15 protein-coding genes and 3 pseudogenes are annotated in these 16,472 nt (G+C 72.2%); 4 read left to right on the top strand and 14 right to left on the bottom strand.

Features of this window, described 5'->3' with window-relative positions; genetic code table 11:
- Positions 1–22: 22 nt before the first annotated feature.
- From IG88_RS0119065 to IG88_RS0119055, 3 genes are read right to left on the bottom strand one after another with little or no spacing between them, the layout of a single operon-like run.
- The gene (locus IG88_RS0119065; RefSeq protein ID WP_031042337.1) at positions 23–1,117 is read right to left on the bottom strand and encodes an acyltransferase family protein; all 1,095 of its coding nucleotides are present in this window, start codon (positions 1,115–1,117) and stop codon (positions 23–25) included.
- Positions 1,117–3,378 carry a bifunctional polysaccharide deacetylase/glycosyltransferase family 2 protein gene (locus tag IG88_RS0119060; RefSeq protein WP_031042336.1) on the bottom strand — a complete coding sequence of 754 codons (2,262 nt, stop codon included), beginning with the start codon at positions 3,376–3,378 and terminating at the stop codon, positions 1,117–1,119. The genes IG88_RS0119065 and IG88_RS0119060 overlap by 1 nt, the downstream gene beginning before the upstream one ends.
- Positions 3,375–3,815, bottom strand: a complete 441-nt coding sequence (locus IG88_RS0119055; RefSeq protein WP_031042335.1) for a hypothetical protein — start codon at positions 3,813–3,815, stop codon at positions 3,375–3,377. The genes IG88_RS0119060 and IG88_RS0119055 overlap by 4 nt, the downstream gene beginning before the upstream one ends.
- A 183-nt stretch (positions 3,816–3,998) precedes the next feature.
- Between IG88_RS0119055 and IG88_RS0119050 the strand changes: the two genes are divergently transcribed.
- Positions 3,999–5,012 carry a chitinase gene (locus IG88_RS0119050; RefSeq protein ID WP_031042334.1) on the top strand — a complete coding sequence of 338 codons (1,014 nt, stop codon included), beginning with the start codon at positions 3,999–4,001 and terminating at the stop codon, positions 5,010–5,012.
- Positions 5,013–5,052: 40 nt separating this feature from the next.
- Here IG88_RS0119050 and IG88_RS0119045 read toward each other — a convergent pair whose 3' ends face one another.
- The 4 genes from IG88_RS0119045 to IG88_RS0119030 all read right to left on the bottom strand — a co-directional run bounded on the left by IG88_RS0119045 (position 5,053) and on the right by IG88_RS0119030 (position 10,743).
- Entirely contained in the window at positions 5,053–5,652 is a 600-nt protein-coding gene (locus IG88_RS0119045) for a hypothetical protein (protein WP_031042333.1), read from the bottom strand.
- Between the two features lie 7 nt (positions 5,653–5,659).
- The gene (gene mqnC / locus IG88_RS0119040; RefSeq protein ID WP_031042332.1) at positions 5,660–6,859 is read right to left on the bottom strand and encodes a cyclic dehypoxanthinyl futalosine synthase; all 1,200 of its coding nucleotides are present in this window, start codon (positions 6,857–6,859) and stop codon (positions 5,660–5,662) included.
- Positions 6,860–6,937: 78 nt separating this feature from the next.
- Entirely contained in the window at positions 6,938–7,714 is a 777-nt protein-coding gene (locus tag IG88_RS0119035; RefSeq protein WP_037836188.1) for a prepilin peptidase, read from the bottom strand.
- Entirely contained in the window at positions 7,711–10,743 is a 3,033-nt protein-coding gene (locus IG88_RS0119030) for a bacterial transcriptional activator domain-containing protein (RefSeq protein WP_031042327.1), read from the bottom strand. Before IG88_RS0119030 ends, IG88_RS0119035 begins: the two co-directional genes overlap by 4 nt.
- A gap of 268 nt (positions 10,744–11,011) precedes the next feature.
- On the opposite strand from IG88_RS0119030, the pseudogene IG88_RS45310 reads away from it, so the two are divergent.
- Positions 11,012–11,390, top strand: a pseudogene (locus IG88_RS45310) (hypothetical protein); the annotation flags it as partial.
- A gap of 14 nt (positions 11,391–11,404) precedes the next feature.
- On the opposite strand, the gene IG88_RS0119020 reads toward IG88_RS45310, so the two are convergent.
- A complete protein-coding gene (locus tag IG88_RS0119020) occupies positions 11,405–12,298 on the bottom strand; it encodes a hypothetical protein (protein WP_031042324.1) in 894 nt (297 codons plus the stop codon).
- 33 nt (positions 12,299–12,331) lie between these two features.
- Positions 12,332–12,513 (bottom strand): annotated as a pseudogene (locus IG88_RS45305) (ATP-binding protein); the annotation flags it as partial.
- On the opposite strand from IG88_RS45305, the pseudogene IG88_RS0119015 reads away from it, so the two are divergent.
- Together IG88_RS0119015 and IG88_RS0119010 are read left to right on the top strand one after the other, a co-directional pair.
- Positions 12,499–12,882: pseudogene (locus tag IG88_RS0119015) on the top strand (hypothetical protein); the annotation flags it as partial. The pseudogenes IG88_RS45305 and IG88_RS0119015 sit on opposite strands and share 15 nt — an antisense overlap.
- A gap of 22 nt (positions 12,883–12,904) precedes the next feature.
- The gene (locus tag IG88_RS0119010; RefSeq protein WP_031042319.1) at positions 12,905–13,237 is read left to right on the top strand and encodes a hypothetical protein; all 333 of its coding nucleotides are present in this window, start codon (positions 12,905–12,907) and stop codon (positions 13,235–13,237) included.
- 66 nt (positions 13,238–13,303) lie between these two features.
- On the opposite strand, the gene IG88_RS0119005 is transcribed toward IG88_RS0119010, so the two are convergent.
- Genes IG88_RS0119005 through IG88_RS0118985 form a run of 5 tightly spaced genes read right to left on the bottom strand, consistent with a single transcriptional unit; the run spans position 13,304 to position 16,448 of the window.
- Entirely contained in the window at positions 13,304–14,356 is a 1,053-nt protein-coding gene (locus tag IG88_RS0119005; protein ID WP_031042316.1) for a hypothetical protein, read from the bottom strand.
- The gene (locus IG88_RS0119000) at positions 14,344–15,018 is read right to left on the bottom strand and encodes a hypothetical protein (protein WP_031042313.1); all 675 of its coding nucleotides are present in this window, start codon (positions 15,016–15,018) and stop codon (positions 14,344–14,346) included. Before IG88_RS0119000 ends, IG88_RS0119005 begins: the two co-directional genes overlap by 13 nt.
- Before the next feature lie 57 nt (positions 15,019–15,075).
- On the bottom strand, positions 15,076–15,549 hold the full coding sequence (locus IG88_RS0118995; RefSeq protein WP_031042311.1) for a pilus assembly protein TadG-related protein: 474 nt from the start codon (positions 15,547–15,549) through the stop codon (positions 15,076–15,078).
- A complete protein-coding gene (locus IG88_RS0118990; protein WP_031042308.1) occupies positions 15,546–15,986 on the bottom strand; it encodes a TadE/TadG family type IV pilus assembly protein in 441 nt (146 codons plus the stop codon). Before IG88_RS0118990 ends, IG88_RS0118995 begins: the two co-directional genes overlap by 4 nt.
- Positions 15,987–16,448: a TadE family protein gene (locus IG88_RS0118985; protein ID WP_031042305.1), complete on the bottom strand. Its 462-nt coding sequence runs from the start codon at positions 16,446–16,448 to the stop codon at positions 15,987–15,989.
- Between the last annotated feature and the right edge of the window lie 24 nt (positions 16,449–16,472).

Raw genomic sequence — 16,472 nt, 5'->3', positions numbered from 1 at the left:
CCCGCCGCCGGAGCGGACGGGCTCACGGCAGCAGCCGGAGCCGCTTCCGCGCGGCGACGTCCTCCACCCAGCCGAACAGCAGTACGAACACCGCGATCAGGACCCACCCCACGCCCAGCAGGAACCACTGGCTCTCCAGCGGCAGGTGCGCCTCGAAGGCGGGCACGTCCCACAACCGGTCGATCACCGGCACGGCCAGGACCAGGGCCAGCTCGTGCCAGAGGTAGACCGTCACCGCGCGGGCGTTGAACACCGTCACCAGCCGGTCCAGCCGCCGCAGCCGGACCAGCCCCGAGAAGTCGATGCCGAGCCGCGCCTTGGAGTACATCAGCGGCGTCACGAACCCGGCCGACCAGAGGGCCTGCGCGAAGGGGATGTCGTCGAGGTCGTAGGTGCCGTACTCGGACCGGTGCGCGAATGCGTACCAGGCGCCGCAGGCGAGCGCCGCGAGCGACAGGGCGACGACCGCGGCCGGCTTGAGACGCCCCAGCACGCCGTCGCGGTGGGCGAAGCCGAGGACCCAGCAGAAGAGGTACGTCGCCAGGTCGAGCAGCCCCGTGCCGAAGCGGTTGTCCGGCGGCTGCCGGAGGAACTGCAGGACGGCGATCGGCGCGAGGGACAGCAGCAGCACCGGCACGGGCGCGCGCCGGAAGACCCGCAGCAGCAGCGGGGAGAGCAGGACGAACCAGAGGTAGGTCCGCAGGTACCAGAGGATCTCCCAGGCCTGCTCGCCCCAGGCGCTGCCCGGCGGGTCGCCGAGCGGCACCACCCAGTAGACGATCTGCCACCCCGGCATCCAGCCGCGCACCAGCATCGCGCCCACCACGAACAGGCCCCAGCACCAGAACGGCGGCAGCAGGCGGCGCAGCCGGCCGCGGACCACCGCCCCCGCGGGCCGCCGCAGCGAGCGGGCCATCAGGGTGCCCGCAAGGGCGAACATGATCCCCATGGAGGGGAAGACCAGCCCGGCCCAGGGCCAGCCGAAGGCGTGGTACGCGACGACCCGGACGAGGGCGAGGGCGCGCAGGGTGTCGAAGTACCGGTCCCGCCCCGGGGCGCTGCCCTCGGCGCGCACGGTACTGACGGCGCGCACGGCAACCTTGCTGTGGGCGCCCATCAGCCGCTCCCCGCCGGAGTCCCCACCTCGCCGGTCCGTTTCAGCTTCTGCCAGCGCAGCCGCCCGCCGGTCAGCGCGGTCACGCAGGAGTGGATGAGGACGAGGTACATCATCTGCCGGTACGCCATCTGCTGGAGCGGCATCATCAGCAGGTACCGGTACTTCTCCCGGTCGAGCCGGAAGGCGTACGCCGCGCACACGAGCTGCACGCCCAGCACCGCCAGCCACGCCAGGAGCGCCGCGCGGAAGTCGACGAAGAGCATCGAGTAGACGGTGAACACGTCGATGAGCGGGGCGAAGACCGGCGTGACGACCTGGAAGAGCACCACCAGGGGCATGCCGACCCGCCCGAAGCGCCCCGAGGGGCCCTTGTCCGTCAGGGACCGGCGGTGCTTCCACAGTGCCTGCATCGTGCCGTAGGACCAGCGGTGGCGCTGGGACCAGAGCTGGCCGAGCGATGCGGGCGCCTCCGTCCAGGCTCGGGCGTGCTCCTCGTAGACCACCCGCCATCCCGCGCGGTGCAGGGCGATGGTGATGTCGGTGTCCTCGGCGAGCGTGTCGTCGCTCATGCCGCCCGCCTGGAGCACCGCCTCGCGCCGGAAGGCGCCGATCGCGCCGGGGATGGTCGGCATGCAGCGCAGCAGGTCGTACATGCGCCGGTCGAGGTTGAAGCCCATCACGTACTCGATGTGCTGCCAGGCGCCGACGAGGGTGCGCCGGTTGCCGACCTTGGCGTTGCCCGCGACCGCGCCGACGGAGGGGTCGGCGAAGGGCTGCACCAGGTGCCGTACGGTGTCGGGCTCGAAGACGGTGTCGCCGTCCATCATCACGACGATGTCGTACCGGGCGTGCCGGACGCCGTTGTTGAGGGCGGCGGGCTTGCCCGCGTTGGCCTGCCGCACCACACGGACACCGGGCAGCCCCAGGGACTCGGCGATCTCCGCCGTGCCGTCCGTCGAGCCGTCGTCCACGACGACGATCTCGACGGGATGCGTACTGCGGGCCAGCGATCTCAGGGTCGCCTCGATGCACTCCTTCTCGTTGTACGCCGGGACGATCACGCTGACCGGCCCGGTGACGGGCGGGCCCCAGCCGAAGCGGCGTCTGTTGCGCTGCCGGTGGTGGCGGCGGGCGAGGACCAGCATCATCGCGAACCGGCCCATGACGGCCACGCCCACGACCACCAGCCCGGCCGACAGCGCGGGTACCGTCCACTCGGCGACGGCGACGGCCGCGATCAGCGCCTTGCCCTCGTAGAGGGTGGCGCCGGTCGCCTTGTGGTGGGCGGCCTGGAGACCACCGCCGGGCTGCTGGGACTGCTGAGACTGCTCGGACTGCTGTGCCTCCTGCGGCTGTTGGGACTGCTGCTCGGCCATGGCGCCGCTGACGGTGGTGAAGGTGTACCCCTTCGCCTTCATCTTCTCGATGTACTTGGGCAGCGCCTCGATCGTCTGCGACCGCTCGCCCCCGGCGTCGTGGAAGAGGACGGAGGCGCCCTCGCCGTCCTCCGGCGTGGCCCACTCGACGATCTTCGAGACGCCGGGCCGCTTCCAGTCGTCGCTGTCGGTGTCGATGAACACGCTGGTGTAGCCGTCCGCGCCGAGGCTCTCGTAGACGGGCCAGCTGTAGTTGTCGATGGCGTCCGTCTCGGAGGAGTACGGCGCCCGGAACAGCGTGGTGGTGATGCCGGCCGCGCCCGCCAGCGCGAGCTGGGTCTGCTCGATCTCGCGGGTGACGCGGGCCCGGCTCTGGTAGGAGAGGTCGACGTGGGTGAAGGTGTGGACGCCCACCTCGTCGCCCTGCTCGACCATCTTCCGCACGATGTCCGGGTGGCGCGAGACCATCGAGCCGACCAGGAAGAACGTGCCGGGCACGTCGTACTCGTCGAGGATCTCCAGCACCTGCGGGGTCCAGGTGGGGTCCGGGCCGTCGTCGAAGGTCAGCACGATCGTCTTGTCGGGGACGGAGACGGTGGTGGCCCGCCCGCCGGGGAAGGTGAGGATGGGCCCGCCGTCGAGCACGTCGTCGGGGACGTCACTGGACGAGGCACCGGTGCGGACGCGCTCGTCGCCGCCGACCTCCGCGCGCAGGTAGCCGTCGAGGAGCATCACGCAGGTCAGCGCGAGCAGGAGCAGCAGGGCGAGGAGGACGCGCGGGCGTTGCAGTGCGGCGGCCCGGCCGGCCGCGCGCTCCATGCGGGAAGGGGCGCGGCGGCGGCCCCGCGCGGTCCGGGTGGTGGGGGGTGTGGTGGGCGCGGTCATGACGTGCGGACGTCCGGTCGGTCGGGGGAAACGGTGGCGGGAGCGGCGGAGCCGGGGACCGTGCCGGGGGAAGTGGAGGGGGAAGGCGAAGTGGAGGGCGCGGGACTCGGCGGGGCGCCCGTGGGAGCGACGCCGCCCTGGGGACGCGTACCGCCGCCCGGTCCCGGACCGCCCTCCGGTCCGCCCCCGCCTGCGCCGGCGCCGAAGGGCAGCAGCGAGGACGGGTTGACCGAGATGCCGACGCCCATGAAGGCCAGGCCGAGGACGGCCGTGTAGCCGACGCACACGGCGCCCAGCAGGAGCCCGAGCCGGCGCAGGAACCGGGCCCGGCGGCCGGTGCTGTCGACGAACACGGGCCCCTCGGCAGACACTTTGCCGCGTTTGCGGCGGCGAGCGCGCGTGGCGGCTCGGGAGGCGGTGACAGGCTCGGATCGCATTCCCCGGACGTTAGGCAGCCTTTCCTGTCGCGAACTGGCAGTTCCTTGAGAGATCCCGGTGAGAAGCGGCCGTTCCTGTGCGCTTCCCGGCAGACGGAACCGGACGGCGCCCTTTCCTCAGCGAAGTCCCAGAAAGGCGTGGCACCTTCGCTGGTCCGACGACGAGAACGGGAGGGTGCGCTCATGAGGGTTCACCGGAACGCGGCAGCCGGGTGCGCCCTGTTGCTGGCCCTGGCGACCGCGGGCTGCGCGGGACACGACACCGGCACCGACGCGGCCCCCGCCGCGCCGTCCGAGTCGTCCGCACCGGCCACCACCACCGCCTACGCCCCCTACGTCAGCGCCACCACCGCGTCCGCCACCGACACGGCGGGCTCCCCGGCGACGTACAACCTGGCGTTCGTCATCGCGTCCGGCGCGGACGACGGCTGCACTCCTCGCTGGAACGGCGTCCAGGACGTCGACGACGCCTCCGTCGCCTCCCGCGTGCAGAAGCTCACCTCGTCCGGCGCCGCCGTCCGCGTCTCCTTCGGCGGCGCGTCCGGCACCGAGCTGGCGGCGGCCTGCGACAGCGCCCCGGCACTGGCGAAGGCGTACGGAGCCGCCCTGGACGCGGCCGGTTCGACCCGGGCCGACTTCGACGTCGAGGGCGACGAGCTGGCCGACGCCGACTCGCGTGCCCTGCGCTCGGAGGCGATCGCGCTGCTCCAGGAGCAACGGGCGGACCTGGAGGTCTCCTTCACCCTCCCGGTCATGCCCGCCGGCCTGGACTCCGACGCCCTGGCGCTGCTGGCGTCCGCCAACGACCACGGTGTGCGGGTCGCCACGGTCAACCTCATGACCATGAACTACGGCGAGTCGTACACCGACGACATGGGCGGCTACGCCCTCGCCTCGGCGAAGGCCGCGCACGCCCAGCTCATGGACGTCTTCGGCACCTCCGGCGCGGACGCCTGGCGGGGCATGGCCCTCACCTCGATGCTCGGCGTCAACGACGTCGCCGGGGAGACGTTCACGCTCGGCGACGCGGCCGAGGTCCGGGCGTTCGCCGAGGAGAAGGGCATCGCCTGGGTGTCGGCGTGGGCGGCCTTCCGGGACAGGCAGTGCGCCGCGGACGCGTCGGCCACCGACGCGCTCACCGCGTGCAGCGGCGTGGCGCAGGAGGACGGGGCGTTCGGGACGGCGTTCGGCGCGTAGGCCGGCCCGGCCCGTAGGACGAGCCGCCGGAGCCGCGCGGTCAGCGCCCCCGGTACACCAGACGGCCGCCCACGACGGTGGCGACGCAGGTGGACGCGCCGTCCCGCACGAGCGCGGCCCGGTCGGGTACGTCGAACACCGCGAACCGGGCGGGCTTCCCGGCAGCGAGCGCGGGAAGCAGCACCAGCGGCACCGGCGAGAAGGACGCGGGCCCGGGCAGACCGGACGGACGCCCCGCCAGGGCGAGGCCCGCTCCGCGCACCGCGTCCAGGGCCGCGCGGCCCCGCAGCTCTCCGGCGACGGCGACCGTGCCGTGTGCCAGCATGCGCTGCACCCCTCGGCGTGCGCTGGCGCCCCGCGCGGACGGGTTCGCGCCGAGGAGGGCGAGCCCGCGCTCCCCGAAGATCGGCTCGGTGCCCAGCCGGTCCGCTTCGCGCGGGTCGGGGTGGTACGCCTGCTCCAGCAGTTCCGGGCCGTACGGGTTGAGCAGTCCGGGCGTCAGGATGCCGGGCCACCGGCGCACCCGCGCCCGCGGGTGGCCGGCGGCCAGCGCCTCGTACGGGCCGACGGCGGCGAGCTGCGCGCCGTCGACCACGACGGCCGCCTCGGGCGAGGCGTCGGCAACGTGGATCGTCAGCACGGCGGCGTCAGTTGGAGGCGAGCAGCTTCAGCTCGGGATGCGCCGTGCCGCCCTCGATCGCCGTGGAGGAGATGTGCGAGACGACACGCTCGTCGACCGGGTCGTTGGCCGGGTCGTCGTGCACGACGAGGTGCTCGTAGGTGGTGGCCCGCTGGGCGGGCACGCGTCCCGCCTTCCGGATCAGGTCGATGATCTCCATCCGGTTGGAGCGGTGCTTGGCTCCGGCGGAGGAGACGACGTTCTCCTCCAGCATGATCGAGCCGAGGTCGTCGGCGCCGTAGTGCAGGGAGAGCTGGCCGACCTCCTTGCCGGTGGTCAGCCAGGAGCCCTGGATGTGGGCGACGTTGTCCAGGAACACGCGGGCGATGGCGATCATCCGCAGGTACTCGAAGAGCGTGGCCTGGGTGCGGCCCTTCAGGTGGTTGTTCTCGGGCTGGTAGGTGTACGGGATGAAGGCGCGGAAGCCGCCGGTGCGGTCCTGCACGTCCCGGATCATGCGCAGGTGCTCGATGCGCTCGGCGTTGGTCTCGCCGGTGCCCATGAGCATGGTGGAGGTGGACTCGACGCCCAGGTTGTGCGCGATCTCCATGATCTCCAGCCAGCGCTCGCCGGACTCCTTCAGCGGCGCGATGGCCTTGCGCGGGCGCTCGGGCAGCAGCTCCGCACCGGCACCGGCGAAGGAGTCGAGCCCCGCGGCGTGGATGCGGGTGATGGCCTCCTCGACCGACACCTTCGAGATCCGCGCCATGTGCTCGACCTCGCTCGCCCCCAGGCTGTGGATGACCAGCTCGGGGAACTCCTTCTTGATGGCGGCGAAGTGCTTCTCGTAGTACTCGACGCCGTAGTCCGGATGGTGGCCGCCCTGGAACATGATCTGGGTGCCGCCCAGCTCGATCGTCTCCGCGCAGCGGCGCAGGATGTCGTCGAGGTCGCGGGTCCAGCCCTTCTTGGTGTCCTTGGGCGCTGCGTAGAAGGCGCAGAACTTGCACGCCGTGACGCACACGTTCGTGTAGTTGATGTTGCGCTCGATGATGTACGTCGCGATGTGCTCCGTACCTGCGTACTTGCGCCGGCGTACGGCGTCGGCGGCGGCGCCCAGCGCGTGCAGCGGGGCGTCGCGGTACAGGTCGAGCGCCTCTTCGGGGGTGATCCGCCCACCGGCGGCGGCGCGGTCGAGGATGGGCTGAAGGTCGGCCTTCTCGGTCACCGGCGTCCCTTTCGCAAGGTTCGTAAGGGTTGTGGACGGACGCGACCAGCGTACGCCAGCCCTTCGGCGCGCTCGTGGTCAGGCCGCGTACGCCCCGGCCAGGACGCCGAGGAAGGCGCCCGCGATCAGGAACGGCCCGAAGGGGATGGCCGTCTTGCGGTCCGCGCGCCGGGCGACGAGGAGGGCGCCGCCGTACAACGCCCCGAGCAGGAACCCGGCGAAGGTGCCCAGCATCAGCGTGGGCCAGCCGTACCAGCCGAGGGCGGCTCCGGCGGTGAGGGCGAGCTTGACGTCGCCGAAGCCCATGCCGGCCGGGTTGACGAGGAACAGCACGAGGTAGCCGGCGCCGAGGGCGAGGGCGCCGAGCAGGGCGGTGGTCCACTCCCCCGCGTGCTCGGGCACGAGCGCGGTCGGGCCGAGCAGGACGAGCACGGCGGCGGCGAGCGGGAGGGTGAGCGGGTCGGGCAGCCGCCGTACCTTCAGGTCGACGGCGGCCAGCAGCACGCCGACCGGCGCCAGCAGCAGCCAGACGGCGACCTCGGGCCGGGTCCCGGTGGCGGCGGCGAGGGCGGCGCAGACGAGGGCGGTGACGAGGGCGAGGGGCGCGGTGCGGGGGCCGTAGGACGCCTCGTCGGCCGGGCACTGCCCGCACCGGGCCCGGCCGAGCCAGCCGCGTACGGGGTGCTCGCCCGGGCACCGCTCGCGCCACGGCTCCCCGGACGGGGCGGAGAACCGGTAGGCGGCACGCGGCAGCAGGGCACCCGTGGCCGCGCCCCAGAGCGCGGCCACGAGGACGACCACGAGGTCGCTGAGGACGACCACGAGGTCGCTGTCGAGGCCGGTTGCCGTGCTCATCCGGCGGCGGCGACGCCCTCGCGCCAGGTCGGCAGCAACTCGTCGAGCAGTGCCTCGGTGCGCGGCGGCACACCGCGCGCCCCGCTGCGGGCGACGAGGTCGGCGGCGAGGGCGCGCAGCCGGTCCGGGTCGCCGGTGGTGTGGGTGGCGCGCAGCAGTTCGTGCCACAGGCGCTCGTCGGCCGGGGCGGTGCGCAGGGCCGCGTTCAGCGCCTCGATGGCCTTTTCCGCACGGTTCTTCTCCAGGTGGAACTCGCTGAGCGCCAGCCCGGTGTCCGCGACGAGCAGCGGGAGCTGGGCGTCGACGATCTCGTGGGTGAGCCAGCGGTAGCGGCCCTCGGGCCGGTCGGCGAGCAGCGGCCCGCGCACCAGCACCAGCGCGTCGGTGAGCAGCCGCCCGCGCACCTGGCGGCTGTCGACGCCCCGGCCCTGCGTGGCCTCGTAGTAGAGGGAGCGCAGTACGTCGAGGTCGGAGACGACGGACTTGGCGAGGGTGAGCCGTCCGGTGGCGTCGGCGGCCAGCCGCGGCGTGCCGTCGGGGTCGGTGCCGAGCCAGGCCCGCAGCCGCTCCAGCAGTGCGTCGCGCACGTCCGCCGTGACGCCGCGCGGCCACAGCGCGGAGGACAGCACGCGCGGGTGGACGCCCTCGCGGTGCAGCAGGAGCAGCGCCAGCGCCTCGTGGAGCAGGGCGCTGCGCTCGCCGTCGGGTGCGTCCAGGCCGATGATCTCGTACGACCCGACGAGGCGGGCGTACACGGCGGGCCGTCCCTGCTCGCTGATGTCGACGAGGAAGGGCGGGGTGTGGCCCGCCCGCCCGGGCCCGCCCTCGGGTCCGGAGCCGGGACCGGCACCAGGGCCGGAGTCCGGATCGGCGTCCGTGAACAGCTCGACGACGGCACGCCGCTGGGCGGCGGGCAGCAACTGGGCGTCCAGTTCGAGCCCGAGCAGTGGCGCGAGCAGCCGCCCCTCGCCGGTGATCTCCATCTCCCAGGCGGCGCCGGGCAGATCGGCGCCGCCGGTGCCGACGAGGTAGCCGATGCCGAGCCGCCCCGCGTCGGCGGCCAGCTCGGCGAGCTGCACGGCCTGCTCGTCGGAGGGCTGGGCGGCGTACAGGACGAGGTGCGGGGCCCAACGCGTGTGCTGGGCGGGGCCGGTACGGCCGGTGAGTACCGAGTCGTGCCCGGCGGCGCCCAGCGCGCCGCGCCGCTGCCGGGTCTCGGCGGACATGGTCTCGAAGAGGTCCTCGAACCCGTCGAGGTGACGGATCCGGTTCGGTGCGAGGGGCGTGAGGTCGTCCCCGAACCCGACCAGGGTGATGGTCATGCGGTCCGACCAGCCGTTGGTGGCCAGCTCGGCGGCGACCGACGCGAACACGGCGGCCCGGTCGGCCTCGGTGCCGCTGAGCGAGACGATGCCGGGCACCGCCTCCAGGTTGAGCAGCAGCCGGGAGTCGTCCATGGTGCCGAGGCTGACGAGCCCCGGGTAGGGCGCGGCGGTCTCCGCGTCCTCGTACCCCTCGGCGTCGGCGCGGGCGAGCATCCAGAACGTCTGGTCCTGCCCCTGCTGCCAGGGCGCGGGCGGCTTCCCGGCGGGCTGGGCGAGCTGGAGGTGCAGGTCGCCGTCGCCGCTCAGCCAGGCCGCGTACACGACGGGCAGCGGCCGGGACTCCGCGGTGAGGGAGGCGGCCAGCCCGCGCAGCGACCGGTCGAGCAGGCGTACGCCCTCCGGGTCGGCGCCGACGAGCAGCGCGTCCTGCACGTCCTGGGCGTCACCGGTCGGCGTCGGCGGCTCCATGCCGCGCCGTCCGCCGACCGCGCCGAGCGCCGACTGCCACAGCGCCTGCCGGCGCCGCCGCCCGAGGGCACCGAGGAGACCGGCGGCGAGGAGGGGCGCGGCGAGCAGCGCCTCGGGCAGCCCGAAGGAGTCCCCGGCCTGTCCGGCGGCGGGGGTGGCGTGCTCCTGCCCCGGGCCGGGGACGGGGGTGGCCGGGGTGACCGGGTTCGCGGGGGTGGGCGCCGGCCGCTGCTCCGGCAGGGACACCTGCGCGTCCCCGCCGCCCTGGGCGTTCCCGCCGCCCTGGGCGTGGTCGCCCGTCTTCGCGTAGTCGCTGATCTGCTGCTGCACCTGCTCGGAGACGTTCGGCGCCTCGTCGGGCATCTCGACCAGCTCGCCGCCGCGGGCGTCGCCGGGCATCTCCATGATCCAGCCGGGACGGATGAGGGAGGCCTCCGACAGTCGGGACCCGTCGGGCTGCACCCGGTCCTTGTTCAGCTCGAAGATCTCCTTGTACCGCCGCCCGTCGCCGAGGTGCCGTTCGGCCACCTCCCAGAGGGAGTCGTGGTGACGGCCCTCGGGCGGCTGGATGCGGTAGTACTTCGTGTCGCCGTGCGCGGCGGCCGCGCCCCCGTCGGCACGGGCCGCGGCCTGTCCCGCCTGCCCGGCCTGCTCGGCGAGGGCGCCCGCGGTGGCGGCCGCCTGCTCCTGCTGCTGGGCGAAGAGCCCCGGCGTCTGCTGGGCCGCGGCGACGGCCGGCTTCTGGTTGCCCTCCAGGCTCTGCCCGAGCTGCGACAGCCCCGGCGTGAGGCTCGCCGCGGTGGCACCGACGAGGAGCAGGGCGGCGACGAGTTGCCGGGCGAGGAGCTGACTGGGCCCCGACCCCGGCACCCGCCCCGGCACGCCGACACCGGAGACCGCGGCCTTGACCTCGACGAGCACACAGGCGGTGAACTGCGCCCAGGCGAGCCAGACGACGACGGTGAGGATGTGCAGGAAGGTCTGCACGGTGATCTCGCGCTGCAGCCAGTCGAGCCCGGGCGCACCGTCGGGGAACGGCCACCCGATCTGGGTCGCCAGCGCGAGGGGCACCCCGGCGACCAGCACGAGCAGCACGACGAAGGCCAGGAACGCCTTGACGAAGTCCCCGAACGTCCGCCGCCGCACCCGCACGGGCTGCGGCGTGCGGTTCCTCGGAACGGAGGGTGCCGAGGGAGCCGTCGAGCTGGAGGAGCTTGATGTGCGGCGTCGCGGCATGGGCGGAGTCCTGGGTCGTGGTCGTGGGCGGCGAAGGCCGCGGGGGCGTCCGGCAAAAGGGGTGTGCTGAGCCTACCGAGATCTTATGGACTCCCACCGGCGGCGGCGAAGGGGCGAGGGAGGCCCACATCACAACACCCGCCCGTTTCACGCCCTTTGCCCACCCCTGCGGCGAGCCCGAGACCCCCCTTCACACACCGCACACAATCTCCGAAATCCTGCCAGACGCCGCGCACGCGCTCCTGGTAGCTTCGTTCCCTGTCGCGGCCGCGTCACGCTCTGGCGGGACGCCGACACGACCCCGGACGATCCCCCGCCCCCACCCCGGAGACGTCGGCGGCCTACGCGTACGACCAGATCGACGTACCCAAGACCAAGGTCGAGCTGAAGCCCCAGACGAAGTCCACCGTCAATCTCCCCACCTGCGTCTGGCTGGACAAGGGCACCTTCAAGAAGGTCAAGGTCCGGGCCGATCTGCCGGTCACCGGGCTGTGGGTGGAGACGCCCGCTAGATCCACGCCGACGGCTCCAGCGGTACGCCGTTCCCGAAGGGCAAGGCCGACCAGACCCCGCCCTGTGGCATCCGCTACCTCCGCGCGTCGAACGGCGAGGCGTACCAGCCGAATGCCTCGATCACCCGGGAGATCTGAGTTCCAGTCGATCAACCGCTGAACAGATCCTCGGCCCGTTCGGCGGTCACCGCACGGCGGGCCCAGATTTCGAGCTGATCGAGGTCGGAACAGGCAAGCACCCGCTCCCGCACGGCCTCGGACACCGGGATGGCCCGCCACTCCAGAATCCGGAGGGTCATCCCGGCCCGGTCCTCAAGCCGCCCCTCCTCCCGACCCTCCTCCCGTCCTTCCTCACGCACCTTCTCGGCCACCGGGTTGTTGAAGAAGTAGCGGATCTCCGACATCAGGTCCCTCCAGATCTCCTTGGCCCGGTAATCGGCCAGGCATGACTCGACGAGCTGTCCGAACACCGCGGCGCTTTCGCCGTCGACGGTCCGCAGAGCGAAAGCCAACGGCTCCAGTATGGCGGCAGCCTGTGCGCCTCGTCCGTGTGTCATGGCCGACAGAACGGCCAGCGGAACATCCCTTTCGGCATCCCGCTCACTCGCGATCACCGGCACGTTGTCCGGGCCGATCACCAACGGCCGCACAGTCAGCGACTCCCAGCCGGGCAACCCCCGCCGGATGGGCCGCGCCGCCCAGCGTGCCGTCGTGCTGTTCTGCGTGATCACGACGAGCACCGGCTCACAGCGGTACTTCTCGTACAGGTACGCGAGGTAATACGGCCAACTGCCACGCTTCCTCTCGTCCTGCTTCCCCTGCGCCTCGACGACGAGGAGGTAAGCCCCATCGTCCGTCTCCACCCGCATCAGCGTGTCCACGCGCCGTTCGACGGGTTCGATCTCCGTGACGTCGGCGTTCAGGACCGCGAACTCACGCGGCTCCGGGAAAGGAACGCGCAGCACCTTCTGGAACGCCCGGGTCAGCAACGCCGGGTCCTTCTGGAAGACCCGGTGCAGCGCCTCGTGCGACGAGCCGACCATCAGCTCTCCCCTCTGTACGACGTGATCAACGCGCTACGCCGCGACAAGGTCACACCACACGTACTTGCCCCGGTTCCCGCCCTGGCCAGCGGCTGCCACCCCCACAGGTCGGCGCACGCCCGCACGAGCCCGAGGCCGCGGCCCTCCTCCGCGTCCGTGAGCGCGTCCAGATTCCCGGGCGGCTCCGGCCGCCCGGGGTCGGCGTCCCACTCTCCGCGACCGTCACCGTCTCCGTCCTCGGTGCCAAGAACAAGCAGGGCATCGCCCTGTCCACCGACCCTCGCGCCATCGCCGAGAGCCTGCGCACGATCACCGCCCGCCGGGAAGGCGACGCCTGGCGCAAGGTGACGACTGTCGGCATCCCCGAAGTGGGCCCGGCCGCGCGGACGTACGGCGTGGAGGACGTACCCGTGGCGCCCGGTGACAGCCGTACGCTTCGTATGGTGCTGACGCAGACGTACATCCCCGTCCCCGGAACCACCGACCAGGTCGTCCTCGTCTCCGGAGCCAGCCCGGTGCTGGATCTCACCGAGGCGTTCCACGACATCTTCGACGCTGTGACCGGCACGTTCCGTTTCGTCTGAACCGCAGAGAGGACTTCGGGCCATGGGCAAGAGCGACCTCGCACTGCCGTTGACCGAGCTGGAGGACTACGGGCGCCGGCTGCGGTCGCTCAAGACGCGGCTGAACCACACGAAGAAGCTCTTCGAGTCCTACAAGGACGACATCGGCGACGGCAGCGTCAACGACGCCCTCGACGACTTCGAGTCCAACTGGGAGGACGGCCGCGAGGACATCAGCCAGCAGCTCGACGCCCTCGCCAGCATGTCGGACGCGGTGGTCCGCGAGTTCAAGAAGCTCGACGACGACCTCACCAAGCAGGTCAACGACGCCGTGAAGACGGAGGACAAGCGGGGCGGGAAGGGCGGCGGCACGTAGCGCCACCGCCCCCGTATTCGTCCGCCGCGGCTCCTACTCGGCGATGTGGAACGCGAGTGCCGTGTCCTAGCGGTTCACCGACTGGATCTCCTGCACCATCACGTCCTGCGTCGCGCCGAACGTGCCGTCGGGAAGGCCGCCGCCCTCACCCGTGGTGCTGGTCCACGTGATCTTCCAGGTGACGGTGGCCCGCAAGGGGTACGAGCCGCCGGAGCCGGAGGAGCGCAGGTACGTGACGCCGCAGGGCGGGGTGGCGTTCGCCTTGCCGTCCGCGTAGGGCGCCCCGATGCTGCCGTCGCCGTTGATCCGGCACTCGCCGGACGCCGGGTACGTTCGGGCGTCGCGCGTGCCGGGGTCGATGTGCAGGGAGACGGGTTCAGCGGTGGTGGTGGCGGAGAGGCCGGTGCCCGGGAGGCTGGCGGTGACCGAGATCTTCTTGAACGTCGCCCTGTCCAGCCAGATCCAGGTGGGGAGGTTCACCTTCGTCGCGCCGGCCGGGCGCATCTCGATCTCCGTGCCGGGGACCGGGAGTTCGTCGTAGGCGTACTCGGCGAGGATCTTCGGCGACACGGCGAGGGGTTCGTCGGGGGTGGTGCCGTTGTCCACCCAGAACGGGGGCTTGTCGCAGGCGCTGGCCTCGGGGTCGTCCTTGCGGTTCGGGTTGACCGCGGCGGCCCAGAACATCCCCTCGCCCTGCTTGTCGAGGTTGTAGTCCTTGTACGGCTTGCCGTCCTTGTACCGGCTGTCCAACAGGTCGCCGACAAGGTCTCCGACACCGCCGACGAGCGGCAGCCCGCTGAGCCCTCGCCACAACTTGACGGTCTCCTGGATCTCCTTGGGGGAGAAGGCGGGCTCGTACCAGCAGGCGGGAGGCGTCCAGTTGCTGTTCACCGACGAGAGTGTGACGCTCTTCGCAGTGCGGCTGCTGCCGTTGACGGTCGTCTGCACCTTGGTCTGCACGTAGATGTTGCGGCCGCTGCGGCCGCCGTCGGCGTCCTTGCTGTTGCCACTCGAGGTGGTGCGGTCCGCCCACGCGAGCGGCGCGGCCTGCAGAGTGATCAGGACAGCGACGGCGGCGCCGAGGGCGGTGGTCCTGGTGACGCGGTTCATGGCTGGCATACCTCGCTTCCACGCTCGGAACTGCTCTTCGTCGTCTGCCAGACCCCCTTGTCGTTCTTCCTCAGGCGGTCGTTGTAGAGGACGTACGACTGCTTGGTGGCCTCGGTCACGTTGACCTTCCCGGTCTTTGTGTCCTTGGTGTAGCCCTTGGACTCGTCGGCGCAGTAGACCAACCCCGCCGAGCCGTCCTCGCTGAAAGTGACCTTGCGATCGAAGTAGCGGACGGTTCCCGTGACGGTGACGCCGTCCTTGACGAAGCCGCTGATCCATTCCACGGAGCCGAGAAAGGCCGCGTCCTTGCTGTAGAAGCCCACCGCCTCGGACTTGGGGTCCTGCTTGCCGATCGCCTCGTCGATGGCACGGAGGTACTCCGCGTTGTCCTTCAGTACGGCATCCGTCTTGGCATCACCCGTGCTCTCCGGGTCGAAGACCAGGCTGTCGCCCTCCGGCAGTCGCACCGTGGGCCGGTCCACCCCGTCCCCGCCCCCGCTCGCGGACGCCGAAGGCGATGCCGGTGCCGAGGACCCCGTGTCCGCGCCCGCGATCTCGTCCTTGCCCGAGTCGCCGGAGGAGTCCGAGCCGCCGCCGCAGGCGGTCAGCAGCAGGGCCACGGCCGTCGTCAGGGCGGCGGCAGCGGTCGCGGTCGTCGTGTGTGTGCGCATGGGGGTCGTACCTCCGTTGGTGGGAAGGGGCAGCGGTCGCGGTCGCAGCGGCATCGGTCAGCCCACCTCGTTCTCCGCCACCGCACGGCCGTGGACCACCACCGCGCCGCCGTAGAACGCCCCCGTGAAGACCGGGGAGTACGTGAGCTGGACCTCGACCTGCACGCGTCCGGCGTCGGCGGCCACGCAGTGGGTCGCGGCGATGTCCGCGCCGGTCATGTCCATCTCGGCGGCGAAGGCCTTCACGCGGGCGTCGCAGTTCTCGTAGTTGATGGGGGCGGGGCCGCCCACGTCGTCGTAGAGGGCCTCGCGGTCGATGTCCTGGGCGGCGTAGCGGGCGGCCTGTTCGGCGATGTCCGCGGCGCGTTCGCGCTTGGAGATGGACATGCCGCCGTCGATGACGAAGGCCGAGAGGGCGAGGAAGACCAGCGCGAAGATGATGACCGCGCCGGCGCCGGAGCCTCGGTCGTCCAGGCGGGCCGTCCGGTCCGCGAACCACGCCCGCGCACGGGAGCCGACGAGGGATCTCACGCCGTCCTCCGGTACGGGTCCAGCGGGGAGCTGAAGCTCGCCGAGAGGGTGGTGGGGATGTCGAGGCCGATCATCGACAGGCCCCGCACCTCGCAACTGACCTCGACCGTGAAGAGCGTGTCCGGTTCGAAGCCCGCGCTCTTCTGAACGACGGAGACGGGGCCGGAGCAGACGTCCGCCAGGTCGGCCCGGGCCGCCTTCCTCGCCTCTGCCATCGCCGTGCCGTGGTCCTTCTGGATCGAACCCGCGCGGGCCGCGTCCCGGGCGGCACCGTCCAGGGCGCCGCGGCCCTCGACGAGCTGGCCGAAGCCCACCAGGACGAGGATGAAGAGGATCATCACCGGGGCGAGAATCACCACCTCGATGGTGGACAGGCCCCGGTCGTCGGTGCCGGACGTCCGGGTGTCGGGCCCGGTGCGGGAGCGGAGGGCGGTCATCTAGTTCCCTCCCTCCGGCACGAACCGTTCCACCGGGCCCATCGACTGCGCGTGCACCGTCAGGTCCAGGCCCGGGAACACCGTGGGGACCCGGGCCGTGATCTCCACACCGACCGTGTCCTGTTCGGGCTGGAGCGTCTTCACGTCGGGGGCCAGGACCAGTTGGGGGCCCAGTTGGCGGATGTAGCTGTCGACCACGTCCCGCGCCCCGCCCCGCCAGCCGCCGGGCTGGTCGTGCGCCGTGGCGCGGGCCTTGCGGGCGCCCGCCTGGGCCGCCGCCTGGGCCACGTGGTCGGCGAAGAAGTACAGGCCGAACTGCACCGTCGCGAAGATCATGAAGAACAGGACCGGCGTGAGAAACACGAACTCGATCGCGGTCATGCCGGAATCGCCGCGGGTGGCCGCCGCCGCACGCGCGGCCTCCACCCTGCGGCGCACCCGTCCGAGCACGCTTGCCCGCATCCCCGTTACCCCGTACGTCCGCTC

The organism is Streptomyces sp. NRRL F-5650 (assembly GCF_000721365.1).
Classification (GTDB): Bacteria; Actinomycetota; Actinomycetes; order Streptomycetales; family Streptomycetaceae; genus Streptomyces; species Streptomyces ardesiacus.
This window is presented reverse-complemented; position numbering and strand designations above follow the sequence as displayed.

Excerpts from the sequence above, each read along its gene's own strand:
- IG88_RS0119035 (WP_037836188.1), bottom strand. The coding sequence starts at position 7,714 with ATGAGCACGGCAACCGGCCTCGACAGCGACCTCGTGGTCGTCCTCAGC.
- IG88_RS0119010 (WP_031042319.1), top strand. The coding sequence starts at position 12,905 with ATGGGCAAGAGCGACCTCGCACTGCCGTTGACCGAGCTGGAGGACTAC.
- IG88_RS0119050 (WP_031042334.1), top strand. The coding sequence starts at position 3,999 with ATGAGGGTTCACCGGAACGCGGCAGCCGGGTGCGCCCTGTTGCTGGCC.
- IG88_RS0119055 (WP_031042335.1), bottom strand. The coding sequence starts at position 3,815 with ATGCGATCCGAGCCTGTCACCGCCTCCCGAGCCGCCACGCGCGCTCGC.
- IG88_RS0119060 (WP_031042336.1), bottom strand. The coding sequence starts at position 3,378 with ATGACCGCGCCCACCACACCCCCCACCACCCGGACCGCGCGGGGCCGC.
- IG88_RS0119065 (WP_031042337.1), bottom strand. The coding sequence starts at position 1,117 with ATGGGCGCCCACAGCAAGGTTGCCGTGCGCGCCGTCAGTACCGTGCGC.
- IG88_RS0119000 (WP_031042313.1), bottom strand. The coding sequence starts at position 15,018 with ATGCGCACACACACGACGACCGCGACCGCTGCCGCCGCCCTGACGACG.
- IG88_RS0119005 (WP_031042316.1), bottom strand. The coding sequence starts at position 14,356 with ATGCCAGCCATGAACCGCGTCACCAGGACCACCGCCCTCGGCGCCGCC.
- IG88_RS0119020 (WP_031042324.1), bottom strand. The coding sequence starts at position 12,298 with ATGGTCGGCTCGTCGCACGAGGCGCTGCACCGGGTCTTCCAGAAGGAC.
- IG88_RS0118990 (WP_031042308.1), bottom strand. The coding sequence starts at position 15,986 with ATGACCGCCCTCCGCTCCCGCACCGGGCCCGACACCCGGACGTCCGGC.
- IG88_RS0118985 (WP_031042305.1), bottom strand. The coding sequence starts at position 16,448 with ATGCGGGCAAGCGTGCTCGGACGGGTGCGCCGCAGGGTGGAGGCCGCG.
- IG88_RS0119030 (WP_031042327.1), bottom strand. The coding sequence starts at position 10,743 with ATGCCGCGACGCCGCACATCAAGCTCCTCCAGCTCGACGGCTCCCTCG.